The organism is Pseudomonas sp. GM25 (genome assembly GCF_000282255.1).
Lineage (GTDB): Bacteria > Pseudomonadota > Gammaproteobacteria > Pseudomonadales > Pseudomonadaceae > Aquipseudomonas > Aquipseudomonas aphyarum.
Genome location: NZ_AKJQ01000034.1, coordinates 95573 through 114218 on the forward strand (window position 1 = coordinate 95573; position 18646 = coordinate 114218).

14 protein-coding genes and 1 tRNA gene are annotated in these 18646 nt (G+C 61.6%); 4 read left to right on the forward strand and 11 right to left on the reverse strand.

Annotated elements, in window-relative coordinates; genetic code table 11:
• Positions 1 to 52 precede the first annotated feature (52 nt).
• From PMI24_RS10745 to ptsP, 3 genes are read right to left on the reverse strand one after another with little or no spacing between them, the layout of a single operon-like run.
• Positions 53 to 1786 carry a PTS fructose-like transporter subunit IIB gene (locus PMI24_RS10745; RefSeq protein ID WP_007953705.1) on the reverse strand — a complete coding sequence of 578 codons (1734 nt, stop codon included), beginning with the start codon at positions 1784 to 1786 and terminating at the stop codon, positions 53 to 55.
• Positions 1787 to 1797: 11 nt separating this feature from the next.
• On the reverse strand, positions 1798 to 2739 hold the full coding sequence (gene pfkB, locus PMI24_RS10750) for a 1-phosphofructokinase (RefSeq protein WP_007953706.1): 942 nt from the start codon (positions 2737 to 2739) through the stop codon (positions 1798 to 1800).
• Positions 2739 to 5600 carry a phosphoenolpyruvate--protein phosphotransferase gene (gene ptsP, locus PMI24_RS10755; RefSeq protein WP_007953708.1) on the reverse strand — a complete coding sequence of 954 codons (2862 nt, stop codon included), beginning with the start codon at positions 5598 to 5600 and terminating at the stop codon, positions 2739 to 2741. Before ptsP ends, pfkB begins: the two co-directional genes overlap by 1 nt.
• A gap of 306 nt (positions 5601 to 5906) precedes the next feature.
• Between ptsP and cra the strand changes: the two genes are divergently transcribed.
• Positions 5907 to 6902 carry a catabolite repressor/activator gene (cra, locus tag PMI24_RS10760; protein WP_007953710.1) on the forward strand — a complete coding sequence of 332 codons (996 nt, stop codon included), beginning with the start codon at positions 5907 to 5909 and terminating at the stop codon, positions 6900 to 6902.
• Positions 6903 to 6905: 3 nt separating this feature from the next.
• The gene (locus PMI24_RS10765; RefSeq protein WP_007953712.1) at positions 6906 to 7682 is read left to right on the forward strand and encodes a TatD family hydrolase; all 777 of its coding nucleotides are present in this window, start codon (positions 6906 to 6908) and stop codon (positions 7680 to 7682) included.
• Here the strand turns inward: PMI24_RS10765 and PMI24_RS10770 are convergent, their stop codons facing one another.
• The 5 genes from PMI24_RS10770 to PMI24_RS10790 all read right to left on the reverse strand — a co-directional run bounded on the left by PMI24_RS10770 (position 7683) and on the right by PMI24_RS10790 (position 14059).
• Complete coding sequence (locus PMI24_RS10770) at positions 7683 to 8072, reverse strand: hypothetical protein (protein WP_007953715.1); 390 nt, start codon at positions 8070 to 8072, stop codon at positions 7683 to 7685.
• Between the two features lie 154 nt (positions 8073 to 8226).
• On the reverse strand, positions 8227 to 10257 hold the full coding sequence (locus PMI24_RS10775; protein ID WP_007953721.1) for a methyl-accepting chemotaxis protein: 2031 nt from the start codon (positions 10255 to 10257) through the stop codon (positions 8227 to 8229).
• Between the two features lie 157 nt (positions 10258 to 10414).
• Positions 10415 to 11248 (reverse strand): regulatory signaling modulator protein AmpE, encoded by an 834-nt coding sequence (gene ampE / locus PMI24_RS10780; protein ID WP_007953723.1) that lies wholly within the window; start codon positions 11246 to 11248, stop codon positions 10415 to 10417.
• Positions 11245 to 11805: a 1,6-anhydro-N-acetylmuramyl-L-alanine amidase AmpD gene (gene ampD / locus PMI24_RS10785; RefSeq protein WP_007953724.1), complete on the reverse strand. Its 561-nt coding sequence runs from the start codon at positions 11803 to 11805 to the stop codon at positions 11245 to 11247. The genes ampE and ampD overlap by 4 nt, the downstream gene beginning before the upstream one ends.
• A 64-nt stretch (positions 11806 to 11869) precedes the next feature.
• Positions 11870 to 14059, reverse strand: a complete 2190-nt coding sequence (locus PMI24_RS10790; RefSeq protein WP_007953726.1) for a DUF1631 domain-containing protein — start codon at positions 14057 to 14059, stop codon at positions 11870 to 11872.
• A 255-nt stretch (positions 14060 to 14314) separates the two neighbouring features.
• On the opposite strand from PMI24_RS10790, the gene nadC reads away from it, so the two are divergent.
• Positions 14315 to 15163, forward strand: coding sequence for a carboxylating nicotinate-nucleotide diphosphorylase (gene nadC / locus PMI24_RS10795; protein WP_007953729.1), 849 nt, complete (start codon positions 14315 to 14317; stop codon positions 15161 to 15163).
• Positions 15164 to 15214: 51 nt separating this feature from the next.
• Here the strand turns inward: nadC and PMI24_RS10800 are convergent, their stop codons facing one another.
• A complete protein-coding gene (locus tag PMI24_RS10800; RefSeq protein WP_007953731.1) occupies positions 15215 to 15514 on the reverse strand; it encodes a DUF6388 family protein in 300 nt (99 codons plus the stop codon).
• Positions 15515 to 15790: 276 nt separating this feature from the next.
• Here PMI24_RS10800 and PMI24_RS10805 point away from each other — a divergent pair, with 276 nt between their 5' ends.
• Positions 15791 to 16294 carry a hypothetical protein gene (locus PMI24_RS10805; protein WP_007953733.1) on the forward strand — a complete coding sequence of 168 codons (504 nt, stop codon included), beginning with the start codon at positions 15791 to 15793 and terminating at the stop codon, positions 16292 to 16294.
• A 7-nt stretch (positions 16295 to 16301) separates the two neighbouring features.
• On the opposite strand, the gene PMI24_RS10810 is transcribed toward PMI24_RS10805, so the two are convergent.
• Positions 16302 to 16377 (reverse strand) — tRNA-Thr (locus PMI24_RS10810).
• A gap of 129 nt (positions 16378 to 16506) precedes the next feature.
• Complete coding sequence (gene pnp, locus PMI24_RS10815; protein ID WP_007953735.1) at positions 16507 to 18612, reverse strand: polyribonucleotide nucleotidyltransferase; 2106 nt, start codon at positions 18610 to 18612, stop codon at positions 16507 to 16509.
• Positions 18613 to 18646 lie beyond the last annotated feature (34 nt).

Below are 18646 nucleotides of genomic sequence, written 5' to 3' on the forward strand. Positions count from 1 at the left end.
TCCCTGAAAAAAGGAAAACTTAAGCACCGCTAGATGAAAGGGGTGTGACACCTCAGGCCTTCGCGGGCTCCAGCGCCAGTTCCACGGCTTCCGGCCGCTTGACCAGCGCATACACCACCGCGGTCAGCAGACTGCCCGCGACAATCGCCAGCAGGTACAACAGCGCATGGTTGATCGCGTTCGGAATCGCCAGCACGAACAGCCCACCGTGCGGCGCCATCAGCTTGCAGCCGAAGTACATCGACAACGCACCGGTCAGCGCACCGCCGGCAATGCTTGCCGGGATCACCCGCAACGGGTCTTTCGCAGCAAACGGAATCGCCCCTTCAGAGATGAAGCACAGTCCCAGCACCAGCGCCGCTTTACCGGCTTCGCGCTCGGTCTGGGCGAACTTGCGTCGGGCGATGAAAGTGGCGATGCCCAGACCGATCGGCGGCACCATGCCGGCGGCCATGGTCGCGGCCATCGGTGCATAACTCTGCGAGGCCAGCAGCCCCACCGAGAACGCATAAGCGGCCTTGTTGATCGGCCCGCCGAGGTCGACGCACATCATGCCGCCCAGCAGCACACCGAGCAGGATCGCGTTGGTGGTGCCCATGCTGTCGAGGAAATGCGTCAGCGCCGCGAGCATCCCGGCCACCGGTTTGCCGACCACGTAAATCATCACCAGCCCGGTGAACAGACTGGCGAACAACGGAATGATCAGAATCGGTTTCAGCGCTTCCAGACTTTGCGGCAGCGCCACATACCGACTGATCGCCTTGGCCGCGTAGCCTGCGATAAAACCGGCAACGATCCCGCCGATGAAGCCGGCGCCCAGGGTACTCGCCAGCAAACCACCGATCATGCCCGGCGCGAGTCCGGGACGGTCGGCAATCGACCAGGCGATGTAACCGGCCAGCAGCGGCACCATCAATTTGAACGCGGTCTCGCCACCGATCTGCATCAGCGCCGCCGCCAGCGTGCCCTCTTCCTTGAACGCGGTGATGCCGAACACGAACGACAAGGCGATCATCAGACCGCCCGCCACCACCATCGGCAGCATGAACGACACACCGGTCAGCAGGTGTTTGTAGACGCCGCTTTTCTCCTGCTTGGCCGGCGCTTTGCCGTCGCTCGCAGCTCTTTCCTGCTTGCCTTCGGCCAGGGCTTTTTTCAGCGTGGCTTCGGACTGCTTCAAGGCAATGCCGGTGCCGCAGCGATAGATTTTCTTGCCGGCGAAACGCTCGGTGGCGACTTCAATGTCGGCCGCCAGCAGCACCACGTCAGCTTCGGCGATGGCTGCCGCACTCAGCGGATTTCGCGCGCCGACCGAGCCCTGGGTTTCGACTTGCAGGTCATAGCCCAGACGCTTGGCGGCTTGCTGCAAGGCTTCGGCGGCCATGAAGGTGTGGGCGACGCCGGTCGGACATGCGGTGACGGCAACCAGACGCGGCGCTTGTGCGCTGGCAACCACGGGCGGCGTTTCGTCAGCGACGTAAACTTCCGCCTCGACGGCGCCACGCCGCAGTACTTCTTCGACATCCTGAAGGGCTTGCGCCGGCGCGATCCGAAAGACTTTCTTGCCGATGAACCGGGTCATGTCCACAGGTCCCGTGGCCACCAGCAATACCCACTCGGCGGCCTCGATCGTGGCCGCCGACAACTCGCGTTCCGGATGCGCCGCATCCACCACTTCGACGCTGGTGCTCCAGCCCTGACGCTGGGCCGCGGCATCCAGCAGCCGGGCGCACAGCACACTGGTGACCATGCCGTTCGGGCAGGCCGTGACAATGGCTAACTTCATGACAAACCCTCTTATTGTTCTGTCAGGGGGCGCACGCGCACGCCCTGTTCGAGCTGCGTCAGTTGCGCAGCATCGTGAATACCGAAACCGATCTGGGTCACCGCCTGCGCCGCAATCGCGGTGGCCGTGCGCAGGGTTTGTTCCGGCGTGTCGGCGCTGAGCAGACCGTGCAGCATGCCGGCCAGCAACGAATCGCCGGCACCGACCGTGCTGGCGACGCTGACCTTCGGCGGCGTCGCATGCAGCGCCGAGCCGACGCTGAACCAGTTCACACCGTCGGCGCCGTGGGAGATCACCACGTGCTCGATGCCTTGAGCGTGCAGCCGATTGGCCGCCTCAGCCTGAGCTGCGTGGGACAACACATCACAGCCCAGCGCATCGGCCAGCTCTTCGGTATTCGGCTTGATCAGCCACGGGCCGGCCTTGAGCGCCGCGCGCAAGGCGTCGCCGCTGGTGTCCAGGGCAACTTTCAGGCCCAACGCCTTCAAGCGCTCGACCAGTTCGCGCAACCACTGTGCAGTGACTCCGCGCGGCAAACTGCCGGCGACCACCACCGCGTCATGCCCCGGCGCGATCTGCACCAGACGCTCCAGCAACGCCTGTTGCGCCACTACGCCGACCACCGGGCCCGGGCCGTTGATGTCGGTGATGCGTCCGTCCTGTTCCGCGACCTTGATGTTGCTGCGGGTCTCGCCGGGCACCCGGATAAACGCATCGGTGAAGCCACGTTTGGCGAACAGGTTTTCGAACGCCTGCAGATTGTCTTCGCCGAGAAATCCGCTGACCGTCAGTTGATGACCGAGGTCGGCCAGCACTTGCGCGACGTTGACGCCCTTGCCGGCGGCGTGGGTGTGCATTTCGTCGCTGCGGTTGACCTGACCGGCCTCAAGGCGTGGCAACTGCACCGTGAGGTCCAGCGCCGGGTTGAGGGTCAGGGTGAGAATCTTGGCCATTACAGGGCCTCCACTAAAGCGCGCACTTCGTTGGCGCTGCCCACGGCCAGGGCTTGTTGAGCAAGGGTTTGCGTCTGGGTCAGGCTGAGTTCGCGGATGCGTGCCTTGACCTCGGCGATGCTGCGCCCGGAGACGCTCAGTTCATCCACACCGAGGCCGACCAGCACCGGCACCGCCAGCGGATCCGCCGCCAGCTCGCCGCACACGCCGACCCATTTGCCATGGGCATGGGCCGCGCGCACGGTGATGTCGATCAGTTGCAGCACCGCCGGGTGCAGGCCGTCCGCCTGAGCGGACAGGGTCGGATGACCACGGTCGATGGCCAGGGTGTATTGGGTCAGGTCGTTGGTGCCGACGCTGAAGAAGTCCACCTCTTTGGCCAGCACCGGCGCCAGCAATGCGGCGGACGGCACTTCGATCATGATCCCCAGTTGCAGATCGGCAACCGGTATTTCCAGACGCAGGCGTTCGGTCATGTCGCGGGCCTGACGCCACTCTTCGACGCTGCCGACCATCGGGAACATGATCCGCAACGGACGGTTGTCCGCCGAACGCAGCAAGGCGCGCAACTGCGCTTCCATGATCTGCGGACGCTGCAAGGTCAGGCGAATGCCGCGTACGCCGAGGAACGGGTTTTCTTCCTTGGCGATCGGCCAATACGGCAGCGGTTTGTCGCCGCCGACATCGAGGGTGCGCACCACCAGCGGCCGACCGGCGAGGCCGTCGAGGACGCGGCGGTATTCGGCTTCCTGAGTCGCCTCGTCCGGTGCCTGTGGATGAGCCATGAAAATCAGTTCGGTGCGCAGCAGGCCGATGCCTTCGGCGCCCTGCTCCACCGCGCTGATTACACCGGCGCTTTCGCCGATGTTGGCGAACACTTCCACGGCGTGGCCGTCGGTGGTGTGCGCCGGTTGATGGCGTTGTTCGGCAGCGGCTTTCAGGCGTTGTTCGCGGGTATCACGTTCTTCGCTGGCGCGTTGCAGGGTCGCGGCATCCGCGTCCACATGCAGGCGACCGCGCTGGCCGTCGAGCAGCAACGGCGTGCCCGGTTTCAGCAGCAACACCGCAGCGCCCGCGCCGACCAGCGCCGGAATGCCCAGCGCGCGAGCCACGATTGCACTGTGTGCGGTGGCGCCACCACGGGCGGTGAGAATCCCCGCGACCCGCGCCGGATCCAGACGCGCGACGTCGGACGGGCCGACTTCGTCCATCACCAGAATGTACGGTTGCTCAGGCTCGGCGGGCGTCTGCACGCCACACAGTTGCGCCAGCACCCGGCGGCCAATGTCGCGCAGGTCGGCGGCACGTTCGGCGAGCAACGCGTCCTGCAACGCTTCCTGTTGTTTTGCAGCGGCCTCGATCACGGCCATCCAGGCTGCTTCGGCGCTTTCGCCCTGCTTGAGGCGGGTGGCGACTTCATCGGTGAGTTCCGGGTCGTCGAGCATTTCCTGATGGGTGATGAAAATCTCGCGGATCGCCTTGGCCTTGCTGCGTTCGATCAGGCCTTGAATGTCCTGACGTACGTCGGCCAGCGCTTGCTTGAGACGTTCGCGCTCGATGGCGGCGGACTCGCCGCGCAACGGGTAATCGATGGTTTGCTGGACTTGAATGTGAGCCGGGCCGATGGCGATGCCAGGGGCGGCGGGAATCGCTTGCAACAGGCTGCCGGAAGCCGGGGCGCTCAGGACTTCGGCAATGTCGGCGATCACTTCACGCTGCTGACTCACGGCCGGCAACGGCTCGACTTCTTCGCCAAGGCCTTCCTCAATGGCCGCCAGCAAGGCCGGCAACGCATCGGCAGCGATGCTCGGTTCGGCGATGATTTCCAGCACCTGTCCGCGACGGGCGCCGAGGCTCAGCAGTTTGCTCAGGCTCTTCACCGATACGGCGCTGTCCTGACCGTCGACGATGCGCACACGGATTTCGCCGTCAAAACTCTTCGCCAGTTGCGCGAGGATCTTCGCCGGCCGCGCGTGCAGACCATGGGCGTTGGCCAATGCGATACGTGCGCTCGGCCAGTCGGCCGGCAACTCACCGCCGAGCACTTCGAGGACTTTGCGGCTGCTGGTGGCGCGGCCCAGTTCATGGCCGCGACCTTCGATCAGCAACGCGCACAAACGCTCGAGCAACGCCTGATGCGCTTCACCGAGGCTGGCCAGACAGAACAGACCGCTGAGCGGCTGGCCGAGATAACGCATCGGTTTGTCCGGGGTGACGAACGCCAGGCCCGGACGCTTCACGGTCTGCTCGCTGTGCAGCCACCACAGGCCATCGCCCAGCGGCAACGCTTCGACCTGCTGCAACACCCCGGCGAAACCGTTGCTCACGCAATCGGCCTGGCGCAGCAGACGCGCACCGCGCCATACCAGTTCTTCGAAATCGTCGGCGGAAACCCCGAGGCCGATCATTTGCGCATCTAGGGCCAGCTCTTGCGGCGCGCCTTGCAGCAGTTTCAGCAGCGCTTCGGGCGAACTGGCGCGGCGCAAGGCCTGGCCCAGATCGGTCTCGCCGAGGGCGCGGGTCAACAATTGCAGCAGGCGCAGGTGTTCGTCGGATTTGGCGGCGATGCCGATGGCCAGATAAACGATCTGCCCGTCGCCCCAGTCCACGCCGTCGGGAAACTGCATCAGCCGCACGCCGGTGGCGAACACCTGATCGCGGGTTTCGGGCGTGCCGTGGGGGATCGCAATGCCTTGGCCGAGGAAGGTCGAGCCCTGAGCCTCCCGGGCCTGCAGGCCGGCGAGGTATCCGTCGGCGACCAGACCATCGGCGACCAGATGACTGGCCAGCAATTGCAAAGCGGCGGGTTTATCCACAGCCGACTGGCCCATGGATATCTGCTCTACAGTGAGCTCGAGCATGCGATCTCCTTTTTGGCATTGTTCAATGCCAGGTATTGTTTTGAATGGTTGCAGCTTAGGCGCTATGGGCCATCCTTTTCAGGAGGCAGTTTTGGCGGTTTCACGGCAGAACCGGCCAAAGGCGTCTAAAACGTAGAAAATACGCTTGCTGAAACGTTTAATCTAGATTGATCGGCACGTTACTCGATAATGTCCCATCCTTGAAGTCCAACTTGTCGGATGCGCTGAGACAATGGTCGCCTGCCTGAATCGGGTAGGATTGGCGAAAATGTCGCGGCAAGCTCGAAAAAACAAGGAAATCCCGGGTTGAAACTCAGTGATATCGCGCGGTTGGCCGGAGTGTCCGTGACCACCGCCAGCTACGTCATCAACGGCAAGGCCGAACAGCAACGCATCAGCACCGCCACCGTCGAGCGGGTGCGGGCGGTGGTCGATCTGCACGGCTTTACCCCCAATCCACAGGCGGCGGGACTGCGCAGTCGGCACACCCGGACCCTGGGTTTTATCCTGCCGGATCTGGAAAACCCCAGTTACGCGCGGATCGCCAAACTGCTGGAGCAAGGCGCCCGGGCACGCGGCTATCAATTGCTGATCGCCAGCTCCGACGATGCACCGGACAGCGAGCGGCAACTGCTGCAACTGTTCCGCGCCCGACGCTGCGATGCGTTGATCGTCGCCAGTTGTCTTCCGTCCGGTGACGACAGCTATCGCCAGTTGCAGGCCAAGGGTTTGCCGATCATTGCCATCGACCGGGTGATGGATGCCGAACACTTCTGCTCGGTGGTCAGCGATGACCGCGAAGCCAGCCTGCACCTGACCGAAAGCCTGCTCGACCCGCAGCCGAAACAGATCGTGCTGCTGGGCGCCCGCCCGGAACTGAGCATCAGCCAGGAACGTGCGGCCGGTTTCAAGCAAGCCTTGGCCGGGTTCAAGGGCGAAGTGCTGATCGAGCACGCCGAATCCTTCAGCCGCGAGTGCGGCAAGCAGTTGATGGAAGAACTCCTGCAACGCCTCGGACATTTACCGGACGCGCTGGTGACCACGTCCTACGTGCTGTTGCAGGGCGTGTTTGACGCGCTGCATGACTTCCCGCTCAAATTCCGCCCGCTGCGCCTCGGCACATTCGGTGACACCCAGTTGCTCGACTTCCTGCCGCTGCCGGTCAACGCCATGGCCCAGCAGCACCAGTTGATCGCCGACAAGGCGCTGGAACTGGCACTCGCAGCCGTCGAGCAATCGGACTACCAGCCTGGCGTGCAGGCCATTGCCCGTACCTTCAAGCAGCGTATTCACCGGGACTGAGCCGTGGAGCTGATCGACAGCCACACCCATCTGGACTTCCCCGACTTCGACGCCGACCGCGCGGCGCTGCTGAACGAAAGCCGCGCCCTCGGGGTGCAGCGAATGGTGGTGCTCGGGGTCTACGAGGGGAACTGGCAGCGGGTGTGGGATCTGGTGCAAAGCGATGCCGATCTGTACGGGGCGTTCGGATTGCACCCGGTCTATCTCGATCAGCATCGGCCTGAAGACCTGCTTGCACTGGGCGATTGGCTGACACGGCTAAAGGGTCATCGGCAACTGTGCGCGGTCGGCGAAATCGGCCTGGATTACTTCATCGAAACCCTCGACCGTGATCGTCAGCAAGCGCTGTTCGAGGCACAGCTGCAACTGGCGGCGGATTTCGAACTGCCGGCGCTGATCCATGTACGGCGCAGCCATGCGGCGGTAATTGCCACGCTCAAGCGCTTCAAGCTCAAGCGCGCCGGGATCATTCACGCCTTCGCCGGCAGCCGTGAAGAAGCGCGGGAATACATCAAGCTCGGTTTCAAACTCGGCCTCGGTGGTGCACCGACCTGGCCGCAGGCGTTGCGCATGCACCGGGTGCTGACCGACTTACCGCTGGACGCGGTGGTATTGGAAACCGACTCACCGGACATGGCGCCTGCCATGTACCCCGGCATTCGCAATACCCCGGCGCATCTGCCGGCGATCTGCGACTCACTGGCCGCGTTGATGAACATCAGTGCGCAACAACTCGCCGCCGCCAGTACCGCCAACAGCTGCGACGTGTTCGGCTGGTAGTCAGTCGGCGTGGGCCTTGGCCGCGTCGAGAATCAGAGTCAGGTGCTGGCGCTGCCGGGCATAACGAATCACCGCGAAGTACACGAAAATCGCGATCAGCGACGCGTTCAACTGCTCGGTAACGCTGAGCAGCCCCACCCACTCCATCACCAAGGCCACCAGCAACGCGGTGCACACCGTCACCAGCGCACTGGCGCGCATCAGGCCGAGTGAGTCGAGCGAACGAAAGCGTTTGATCTGCTTTGGGCAGCGCAGCTCGAGGCTTTTCTGGCAGTGCGCACAGGTGAACGCTTCGTGGATCGAGATGGCGTTGAGTTGCCAAGGCTTGAGTACCAGCGTGGTCTGGCAGTGGGCGCAGCGGCCCTGGACGCCCAGGGTTGCGACAGACATGTGCGATCTCCTCCAAGTGGTCAAAGAACTGAGCTTGGTTCATTGAAGACGAAAAACCAGCCCCCGGAGGAAAACAGGATTTTGCTTACAGATGTAAGCAAAAAAGTACTACAAACCATTCCGAAAAAACCTGCCTCACAGGAGGCAGGTCGATTCAAACCCGGAACGCGCTGATCAACTGCTTCAACTCGACCACCTGCGCCGACAACGCGCGACTGGCATCTTCGGTCTGATGCGCGCCTTCTGCGGTGCGCTCGCCGGCACGGTTGATCTCGACGATGTTCTGATCGATATCGTGGGCGACGGCAGTCTGCTGCTCGACGGCGGCGGCGATCTGCTGGTTCTGGTCGACGATCATGCCGACAGCGCCGAGGATGTTTTCCAGCGCCTGCTGGACTTTTTCCGACTGCCCCACCGTGCCGTTGGCCATCTGATGGCTGACGCCCATGGCCTTTACTGCCGCACCCACGCCACCGTGGAGCTTGGCGATCATCTGCTCGATTTCTTCGGTCGATTGCTGAGTGCGTTTGGCCAGCGTCCGGACTTCGTCGGCGACCACGGCAAAACCGCGACCCTGCTCACCGGCCCGCGCGGCCTCGATCGCGGCGTTGAGCGCCAGCAGATTGGTCTGTTCGGCGATGCTCTTGATCACTTCCAGAACGCGACTGATCGACTGACTGTCGCTGGCCAACTGGTTGATCACCAGCACCGATTGATCGATTTCGCTCGCCAGTGCCGCGATGCTGCCCTGCTGCGATTCCACCAACCCGCGACCGCTGATGGTTTCGTCGTTCACGCTGTGGGCGCTGCTGACCGCGGCCGCCGCACTGCGTGCCACCTCCAGTGAGGTCGCCGACATCTGGTTCATCGCGGTGGCCACTTGCTCGATCTGCGTGCGTTGCCCGGCGACCGCCTGATTGCTTTGCGCCGAGACGTTTTCCACTTGCCCCGCCTGTCGCTCGACCTCGCCAACGGTGTGGCCGACCCGTTCGATCAGGTCGTGGATTTTCCTCACCGTACCGTTGAACACTTCGCCCAACTCGCCGAGCTCATCGCGGCTGTTGGCGCGGAAATTCACTGTCATGTCGCCTGCCGCGACTTTATCCATCATGACGCCGAGGTTTTTCAGGGTGGCGCGGGTCGAGGCGTAGAACCCGCCGTAGAGATAGAAAATCAGCACGAACACCACCGACAGCGCCACAGCTTGCAGCACCATGTGCGTGCGGTTTTGCCCCAGACGCTGCTGCAACTGGGTGTCGAGGAATTTCAGGGTGGCGTCGTTGAGCTGGTAGGTCTGAGCCATCAACCCGGTGACCTGGTCATAAAATGCCTGCCATGGCGCGTCGAGCGTTTCGGCCATCACCACTTGCTCTTCGATCAGTGTGCTGGCCTGTTTCAGCGTCGCCTTGCTGGCATCGGCCGGTGCGCTCAGAGAATCTCGGGCGGCTTTGCTGGAGCCCAGCGCGTCCTGCAATTTCAGGCCATATTCGGCCTGAAGTTTTTCGATCTGCACCAGCAACTCGTCAAAACGGGTGCTCGACGAACTGTTGAGAAAACCCTGACCCAATGAATACGAGCCCATCGCCCGACCTTCGCCCAAGGCCTGGGTGACGGCCGGCGTGGTCGCGGTGATCAGCTCGCTGAGCTGGCGTATGTCGCCCTGATTGTCGCGACTCAACCCGGCCTGGCTGGCCACGATCTGGCTGAAAATCTGCGCATTGCCCAGCAGTTTGCCGATCAGCGCACTTTTGCTTTGCAGGGAATTTTCCGCTTGCTGGGCCTTGAAGGCGGCGATCATTTCATCGCGCTTGGTCTCGAAGAACTTGATCTGCTCAGGATCCTCCGTCATGGGCGTCAACCCTTGCAGACGCGCCAGGACGTTTTGCTCAAGGCTGGTGATCTGCGCCTCGACATTGCCGGCCTTGCCGGACTGACCGAGGGTGACGTTGATCTGCACCAGATTGTTGAGGGTTTCCAGATCCCGGCGCAGGGTCAGGCTGCTACCCAGCAGGTCGAGGCTCTGCAGCTCCACCCGGGTGCCCTGGAATTCACGGTAGGAATCGCGCACCAGATAGAAATTGGTCACCAGCATCGGCACCAGGAACAGCACGCTGATCAGGCTGAACTTCATGCCGAAGCTCAAGCGGTTCATCAGCGAGACGGCGGGATAGAGCAAGCTCTTCACTGGAAGTCTCCCTTGGTTTTTTCTTGTTTTTATTGGCAGGCGCGGGGCGACAGCAGATAGCCACTATCGGGCGCTATCTCTGTATAGCTCAAATCGAAGGGAGGTTTTGTAACTTAAGGTTAACGAGGGGGATTGCCCCCCTCGTCACGCGAACGGCCTACGCCAGCACTGTCCACAGGGCGAAGCCGGCATACCACAGCACCGCCGCTCGCAGCAGCAGTTCCCACAGGCAGTCGAGGGTGTTGATGCCTTCGGGGCCGACAGCGGCCGGCGGGATTTCCCCGGCAGCCAGCCCGACCTTGTTGATCAGTTGCGCAGCGCTGATGTTCCAGTTCAGCAGCTCATGCAGCATCACCCGGCTGACCGCGACGAAATTGCCGACCAGGGCAAGGCTCGCCGCCAGCAGGCGCACCGGCACCCAGTCGAAGGCGTGACGCAGTTGCCCTGCCCGCTCGGCCACCGCCGGGTTCTGGGCGTGTTCTTCCGCCAGCGCCAGCAGGCGATAGCTGAGTGCCGCGACCGGGCCGAGCAGGAAATACCAGAAAATCACCGCAAAGAAACTCTGGTAGGCCTGCCACAACAGATGCCGTTGCACTTGCTCCAGCAATTGTTCGCCGCTTTCAGCGCAGATGTTCAGATCACGCTTGGCCACATGGGCGGCGGCCTGTAGATCCTCACGGCGCCAGGCGTCGCGAAACGGCCCGAGTTCGCCGAGCAGATCGCCACGCCCCAGACTGTAAATCACCACCAGCAAATGCACCGGCAACGCCAGCAGACCGTAGGCCACCGGGTCCAGCACCACCAGCAGCAATCCCAGCAGCGCCACCGGCAACAGTACCAGGACGGTCAGCACCAGCCACGGCTGTTTGGCCAGCCCGCCGGTTTCAAGCTTGTGCAGTTCGCGGATCCATCCGCCATCGCGTTGAACCCGTTGGCGCAGGGCCGAGAACTTCTCGATCCATACCGCCAGCAGTAACACCAGAAAACTCATTGTCCTTCCTCTTGTGCCAGGGCGGCGCGGTAGCGTGCCCAGTCGAATGCGGGTCCGGGGTCGGTCTTGCGTCCGGGGGCGATGTCGCTGTGCCCGCAGATGCGCTCGACAGTGATCGCCGGAAACGCTTTTTGCAAATGGCGGGTCAGCAGGATCAACGCCTGATACTGCGCATCGGTGAACGGCAGATCATCGGTGCCTTCCAACTCGATGCCCAGCGAAAAATCGTTACAGGTTTCCCGTCCCTCGAACACCGAAACACCGGCATGCCAGGCACGCTCAAGACAGGAGACAAACTGGGTGACCTTGCCGTCACGTTCGATCAGAAAATGCGCAGACACGCGCAGGTCGGCGATCCCGGCAAAGTAGGGATGTTCCGTGACATCCAGACGATTCTGGAAAAATTCCTGCACCTTGCCGGTGGCGAACTGCGCCGGTGGCAGGCTGATGTTGTGGATGACCAACAGGGAGACTTCGCCCGCCGGGCGTTCATTGAAGTTGGGCGAAGGGCAGACCTGTACCCCGTGACACCACCCGCTTGCGGGATCCAACTGCATACCGATTCCTTCAACGCCGACTGTGTTGGCGACCAGTATGCCGTGATCGGCCCCCGGCGCGCGATCACTTGCCGCGATTGAGCCGCCGCAGATTGCCGAGCACCGACTCCAGCGCCCGGTCGAACAGCAAGGTGTCGTCCAGCGCCCGCACCGCACCGCGACGGAACGCCAGGGCCAGTTCCGTGCGATCGCGCTCAAGCACTTTCATCCCGGTGCGGTCGACGAACACGTACTTGTTGGTGGCCTCGATGATCGCCGCCAGTTTGCAGCGCAGGGTGTGTTCTTCGTCTTCCTCGAACGCCACCCAACTGCCCAGGCGCAACTGGTCGACTTGACGCAAACCTACGTCGTCGGCCGGCAAACGCGCCGGCGTGCGTGGCTGGAGGCCGTCGTCGGCCATCTGCAAGACAATCGCCTGCGACACTTCGATCATTTCCGGCAACGCGGTCAGATCCGGCTCGCTGGACGGTTCGAGCAGGCGCACATGCAGCGCTTCCAGCTCACTGAAAAAGCCGCTGGTGGCAAACGGATCGAAGGCCGAGCTGCTCAGGCCGTCGCGCAATGACTTGAGCAACCCCGGCACCAGCGCCAATAGACGCAGACCGGCTTCGGCGTCGTCGTGGCGCTGCACGCTCCAGATCAATTGCTCCATGGTCTGCACGTCGGCCTGCCATTCGGCAGACTGATCGCCATGCTTGAGGCAGGTCAGCAGCAACACCTTGCTCCAGGCTTCCTGTACGAACGTCACTACCGACGGTGGCAGAACTTTGCCCAGCAACGCCTGATTCAGCGCCTGCTCGACCCGCTGGCGGGCCAGTTCGGTTTTCGCCCGGCCCTCTTCGGCATCGCGCAAACGCTGTTCAAGCAATTCGCTACGACGGCGTTCGTCACTGGTGAAGGCGAGGAAGTCCGCCAGCAACTCGGAAAAAATCGCCGGGTCATCGACGAAATCCGTCAGCAGGCGCTGCACCACTTGCTCGATGCGCAGGTACAGGCTGTCGCGTGCATTGCCGTCGCACTCGCCCCAACCCATCGCCGCTTCGGCGATTTCATTGAGCAGGCGACGCGCCGGGTGGCTGCTGCGGCTGAAGAAGCTTTTGTCGATCACCGCGACCTTCAACATCGGGATCTGCAACCGGGCGATCAGCGCCTTGAGCGAATCCGGCAGGTTGCGATCATCGAGGATGCAGTCGAAGACCATGGCCACCAGATTGATCACGTCCTCGTCCGCCCCGCCGACGATTCGTGATTTGCCGCTGCGCACGCTCACTCGGGTCAGCAACTGTTCAAGCTGATGACGCAGATCGAAGTCGTCCTGCACCGCCAGCGCCGGTACATATTGCTGCAAGTGCGAGAGCAGGCGCAGCAAGTCGCGGGTGGAAATCGGCTGCGCCGGGGCGCTGGGTTCAAGGGTCGGCGCAACCGTGCCGCGCACGTGCAGCAGCAACTCCTGCAACGCGGCGAAGACCTCCTGCACGCCGGCATCGGTCTGGGTTTTGTCGACGCCCTCGAATTCGCTCTGCACGCTGGCCACGGCCTGATCGATGGCGCGACGGGCCGGTGCCGGTTTGAGCTCGGGCAACACGCCCGTGGCGATCAGCAGTTGATTGGCTTCGGCGTAGAGTTGATCGGTATCGGCCAGCACATAGCGCTCGAACAGTTTGAGCAGGATCAGTTTGACCTTGATCTCCACCCCCAGATTGCGCCCCGCCTGCAGGAAGTATTCGCAAAGCATCGCCGGGCCCAGCGGGTTGTATTGATCGTCCAGGGTCTTGCCCAACAGCGCATTGAATCGCGCGGTCAGTTGATCGAGGGCGAACCCGTCGCGATTCAGCACGCGGCCGACCATGGTCTCGACCGCGACGTTGCGCTCCATGTCGTCAGTGCGCGCGGTGCTGTCCTCATTCTGCAAAGCATGAGAGAGGACGGTGGGGACGGGATCGAATTGAGTGAGGCCGACAAAGGCTTCGAAGAACTGCTCGAGAAACCCGCGCTCGATGTTCTTGCGCTTGAGGCGCAGGTCGCGCATGGCTTCGAAAAAGATGTTCTGCTCGACGTCGTTACGCGCCCGGTCGGCCATTTCGAACAGGGTGTCGTCGGCGTTATCGAACAGCTCCTGCAAACCGTTGCGCAGGCGCTGGGCAGCCTTGTCGCGAACCTGAAGCAGAATCACAGGCAGGCGGGCGAGCGGCGAATGAGTCGCCTGATCGGTAGTGGCCTTGTGCAGAGGCACTACATTCCCGTCGTTGTGCATCCAAGCCTCCTGAAACGGTGATTTGCCGACGTCAAACTCATGGCGTCAAATGCAAGGCGGATTATCTTGCAAAAGATGTCCCCGGCGCCAGAGCCGTCAGGGTTTCCCCTATGCGCCGACAACTTGCAGTGACCACGACAGAAACGGGTTTGCTCAAAGAAAATCGACCGGATGCAGCGCTGCGTGGCTGTTCTCGCCTTGGGTTGGCCGACGCCATGCCCCTATAATCGGGCCACTTAGTTTGTGGAGCCCGTTATGCCGAATCTACGTCTCGCCGATTTGACCGCCGAAATCGAAGCCAACGTGCGCCGTGCGTTGCTCGAAGACATCGGCAGCGGCGACATCACCGCGCAACTGATCCCGGCCGAACGCCTGGCCAAAGCCACCATCATCACCCGCGACGCCGCCGTCATCAGTGGCACGGCTTGGGTCGATGCGGTGTTTCGTCAGCTCGATCCACGGGTGGCGGTGCATTGGCAGGTGCGCGATGGCGAACGGGTTTCGCCGAATCAGCCGCTGTTTCATCTGGAGGGACCTGCCCGTTCACTGCTGACCGGTGAACGCAGCGCACTGAACTTCCTGCAATTGCTGTCGGGCGTGGCGACCCGCGCGCAGTACCTGGCGGACTTCGTTGCCGAGACTTCGGTGAAATTGCTCGACACCCGCAAGACCCTGCCGGGCCTGCGTCTGGCGCAGAAATACGCGGTCACCTGCGGCGGTTGCCATAACCATCGCATCGGCCTGTACGACGCGTTCCTGATCAAGGAAAACCACATCGCCGCCAGCGGTGGCATCCCGCAGGCGATTGCCGCTGCACACAAGATCGCCCCGGGCAAACCGGTGGAAATCGAAGTGGAAAGTCTGGAGGAGCTGAAGGAGGCGCTGGCCGCTGGTGCCGACATCATCATGCTCGACGAACTGAGCCTCGATGACATGCGCGAAGCCGTGCGCCTGAACGGCGGCAAGGCAAAACTGGAAGCCAGTGGCGGCATCAACGAAAGCACGCTGCTGCCCATCGCACAGACCGGGGTGGATTACATCTCGATCGGCGCGATGACCAAGGATGTGAAGGCCGTGGACCTGTCGATGCGCCTGAGCATCTGAGTCGATCACGCAATAAAAAACGCCAGCCCTTTCGAGGCTGGCGTTTTTGTTTCAGACCACCAGATTATTCATCTCGCAGTATTCATCCCACTCGACACCCAACACTTCGGCCGCTTCCTTGTGCAGTTCCAGGCGCTTGGCCTCGAACTCCTCAGGCGTGCTGGTGTACTTGAGGGTCAACTCCCAAGGTTGCAGGCCCTGGGCTTCGGCTTCGTCTTCGAACGCCCACTGGATCTGGTCTTTCTGATCATCGGGAGTGAGATCCTTGATCTCGTCCATCAGCTCAGGCGCATCAAGTTTGTACTTTTCCAGCGCTTGTTCGTGGCGTTGCTCTTGAGTTAACTCGGTCATGGCGTTCTCGCTGATCATAAGAATGGAAGATGGATGTGGATCATCAAGGATCTCTCTGACGCGGACTGTCCGGCCTTCGGAACCATTCGGGATCATCTGAAAACTGCTGGGCGATGCTCATGCAGACAACGAATATAGGACGTTTGGCGAGCGAATTACACGGGACTTTACATCTCTCCCACAAAAAGTTGACCTGCGGAACATAAACCGGATTTTCAAGTCATAGCGATGTGCCATATCGGCACTCACCTTCGCTGTTCACAAGGAAACCCAGTGATGCGCAGCTTTTCGAAGATTTCTTCTGTTGTGTCCGCCACCACTTTGACCGCCCTGCTGGGCACCCTGGCCCTGCCGGCCAGCGCAATGGCAGTTGAATTGAGTAGCAGCAGCCCTTCCTATGGCGACCAGATCTCCGCCATTCACAACGATTTCGGCAAAGACGTCGTGATCAAGAGCGGCATCGGAGTCGAGGAGCTGAAAAAGATGCGCGACACCATCAACGAGCAGTCGCGTCAGATTGAAGAATTCAAGCGCAGCAGCGGTTCCAGTTCGAGCTCGAGTGGCAGGGAGATTGAAGATCTGAAGAACAAGGTCAAGGAACAGGATCGTCAGCTCGATACGCTCGGCCGTCAGGTTGAAGACCTCAAACGCAATAGCGGTTCCAGCTCCAGCTCGAACAACAGCGAAATTTCCAGCCTGAAGCAGAAACTCAACGATCAGGATCGCGCGATGGATCAACTCAAGCGCACCGTCGAGGAGTTGAGCCGCAAGGTGAAATAAGGGGAAGTGGTGCCCGAGACAGGAATCGAACCTGCGACCTTCGCGTTACGAGTGCGCTGCTCTACCGGCTGAGCTACACGGGCGGTGGGCTAAACCTAGCACTGGTCTTGCAGGTCGGCAACTTCGTCGAATGACTCGATATTTCACGGACAAAAAAATGCCCCGCCGTTTTCACGGCGGGGCATTTTTATTGGGCTAACGCTGCGGGGTGATTAAACGCCCGAGGCCTTGGCCGCTGCCACGTCTTTGATGGACAGCTTGATACGGCCGCGGTTGTCCACGTCCAGTACCAGCACTTCCACTTCCTGGCCTTCTTTCAGGATGTCGGTCACTTTCTCTACGCGAGCGTCGCTCAGCATCGAGATGTGAACCAGACCGTCCTTGCCCGGCAGGATGTTGACGAATGCGCCGAAGTCGACGATGCGCTCAACCTTGCCGACGTAGATCTTGCCGATCTCGGCCTCTGCGGTGATGCCCAGAACGCGCTGACGTGCTGCTTCAGCCGCTTCCTTGGTTTCGCCGAAGATCTTGATCGAACCGTCGTCTTCGATGTCGATCGAAGCCTTGGTTTCTTCGCAGATCGCACGGATGGTCGCGCCACCTTTACCGATAACGTCACGGATCTTGTCGGTGTCGATCTTCATCGCGATCATGGTCGGAGCGTTGGCCGACAGTTCGGTACGCGACTGGCCGATGATCTGGTTCATCTGGCCGAGGATGTTCAGGCGCGCTTCCAGGGCTTGGCCCAGAGCGATTTCCATGATCTCTTCGGTGATGCCCTTGATCTTGATGTCCATCTGCAGCGCGGTCACGCCTTTGGCGGTACCGGCTACTTTGAAGTCCATGTCGCCCAGGTGGTCTTCGTCACCCAGGATGTCGGTCAGGACGGCGAACTTCTCGCCTTCTTTAACCAGACCCATGGCGATACCGGCAACCGGTGCCTTCATTGGAACACCAGCGTCCATCAGGGCCAGGGAAGCGCCGCAAACGGAAGCCATCGAGCTCGAACCGTTGGATTCGGTGATTTCCGAAACTACACGGATGGTGTACGGGAACACGTCAGCGGCTGGCAGCATGGCCGAAACCGAACGACGGGCCAGGCGGCCGTGACCGATTTCGCGACGACCGGCGCCACCCATGCGACCACACTCGCCCACCGAGAACGGAGGGAAGTTGTAGTGCAGCATGAACGGGTCTTTTTTCTCGCCTTCCAGAGTGTCCAGCAGTTGTGCGTCACGGGCGGTGCCCAGAGTCGCGACTACCAGAGCCTGGGTTTCGCCACGGGTGAACAGTGCCGAACCGTGGGTCTTCGGCAGAACGCCGACTTCGATGTTCAGCGGACGTACGGTGCGGGTGTCGCGACCGTCGATACGTGGCTTACCGTTAACGATGTTTTCGCGAACGGTGCGGTATTCGATTTCGCCGAAAGCAGCTTTGACGTCGGAAGCCGAAGGTTGGCCTTCTTCACCGGACAGCTTGGCAACAACCTGGTCACGCAGCTCGCCCAGACGCGCATAACGGTCGGCCTTGATGGTGATGGTGTAAGCCTGGGAGATCGCTTCGCCGAACTCGGAACGGATAGCAGCCAGCAGCTCGGTGGCTTCTGGAGCAGGTGCCCAGGTCCAGGTTGGCTTGGCCGCTTCGGCAGCCAGTTCTTTAACGGCGTTGATTACGACCTGGAACTCGTCGTGAGCAAACAGTACCGCGCCCAGCATCTGGTCTTCGGTCAGCTCTTTGGCTTCCGATTCAACCATCAGCACGGCGTCCGAAGTACCGGCAACAACCATGTCCAGGCTCGAAGCAGCTTGCTGCTCGTAGGTCGGGTTCAGCAGGTAGCCGGTGCTTTCGTGGAAGGCAACGCGAGCGGCGCCGATCGGGCCGTCGAAAGGAATGCCGGAGATCGCCAGGGCAGCCGAGGTACCGATCATCGCAGCGATGTCCGGATCGGTCTTCTTGCTGGTGGAAACGACGGTGCAGACAACCTGCACTTCGTTCATGAAACCTTCCGGGAACAGCGGACGGATCGGACGGTCGATCAGTCGGGAAGTCAGGGTTTCTTTCTCGGAAGGACGGCCTTCACGCTTGAAGAAACCGCCAGGGATCTTACCGGCAGCGTAAGTCTTTTCCTGGTAGTGAACGGACAGAGGGAAGAAGCCCTTGCCCGGATCGGCTTGCTTGGCACCGACTACGGTCACCAATACGCTGACGTCGTCGTCAACGGTGACCAATACTGCGCCGGAGGCCTGACGGGCGATACGGCCAGTCTCGAGGGTAACGGTCGACTGACCGAACTGGAATTTTTTGATTACCGGGTTCACGGTGTCCTACCTTCTTTGTGGCTCTTGGGGGAAC

What these genes read in the sequence shown, in the direction of transcription:
- PMI24_RS10745 (WP_007953705.1), bottom strand. Translation starts at nt 1,786, where the DNA reads ATGAAGTTAGCCATTGTCACGGCCTGCCCGAACGGCATGGTCACCAGT.
- pfkB (WP_007953706.1), bottom strand. Translation starts at nt 2,739, where the DNA reads ATGGCCAAGATTCTCACCCTGACCCTCAACCCGGCGCTGGACCTCACG.
- ptsP (WP_007953708.1), bottom strand. Translation starts at nt 5,600, where the DNA reads ATGCTCGAGCTCACTGTAGAGCAGATATCCATGGGCCAGTCGGCTGTG.
- PMI24_RS10770 (WP_007953715.1), bottom strand. Translation starts at nt 8,072, where the DNA reads ATGTCTGTCGCAACCCTGGGCGTCCAGGGCCGCTGCGCCCACTGCCAG.
- ampE (WP_007953723.1), bottom strand. Translation starts at nt 11,248, where the DNA reads ATGAGTTTTCTGGTGTTACTGCTGGCGGTATGGATCGAGAAGTTCTCG.
- ampD (WP_007953724.1), bottom strand. Translation starts at nt 11,805, where the DNA reads ATGCAGTTGGATCCCGCAAGCGGGTGGTGTCACGGGGTACAGGTCTGC.
- PMI24_RS10790 (WP_007953726.1), bottom strand. Translation starts at nt 14,059, where the DNA reads ATGCACAACGACGGGAATGTAGTGCCTCTGCACAAGGCCACTACCGAT.
- nadC (WP_007953729.1), top strand. Translation starts at nt 14,315, where the DNA reads ATGCCGAATCTACGTCTCGCCGATTTGACCGCCGAAATCGAAGCCAAC.
- PMI24_RS10800 (WP_007953731.1), bottom strand. Translation starts at nt 15,514, where the DNA reads ATGACCGAGTTAACTCAAGAGCAACGCCACGAACAAGCGCTGGAAAAG.
- PMI24_RS10805 (WP_007953733.1), top strand. Translation starts at nt 15,791, where the DNA reads ATGCGCAGCTTTTCGAAGATTTCTTCTGTTGTGTCCGCCACCACTTTG.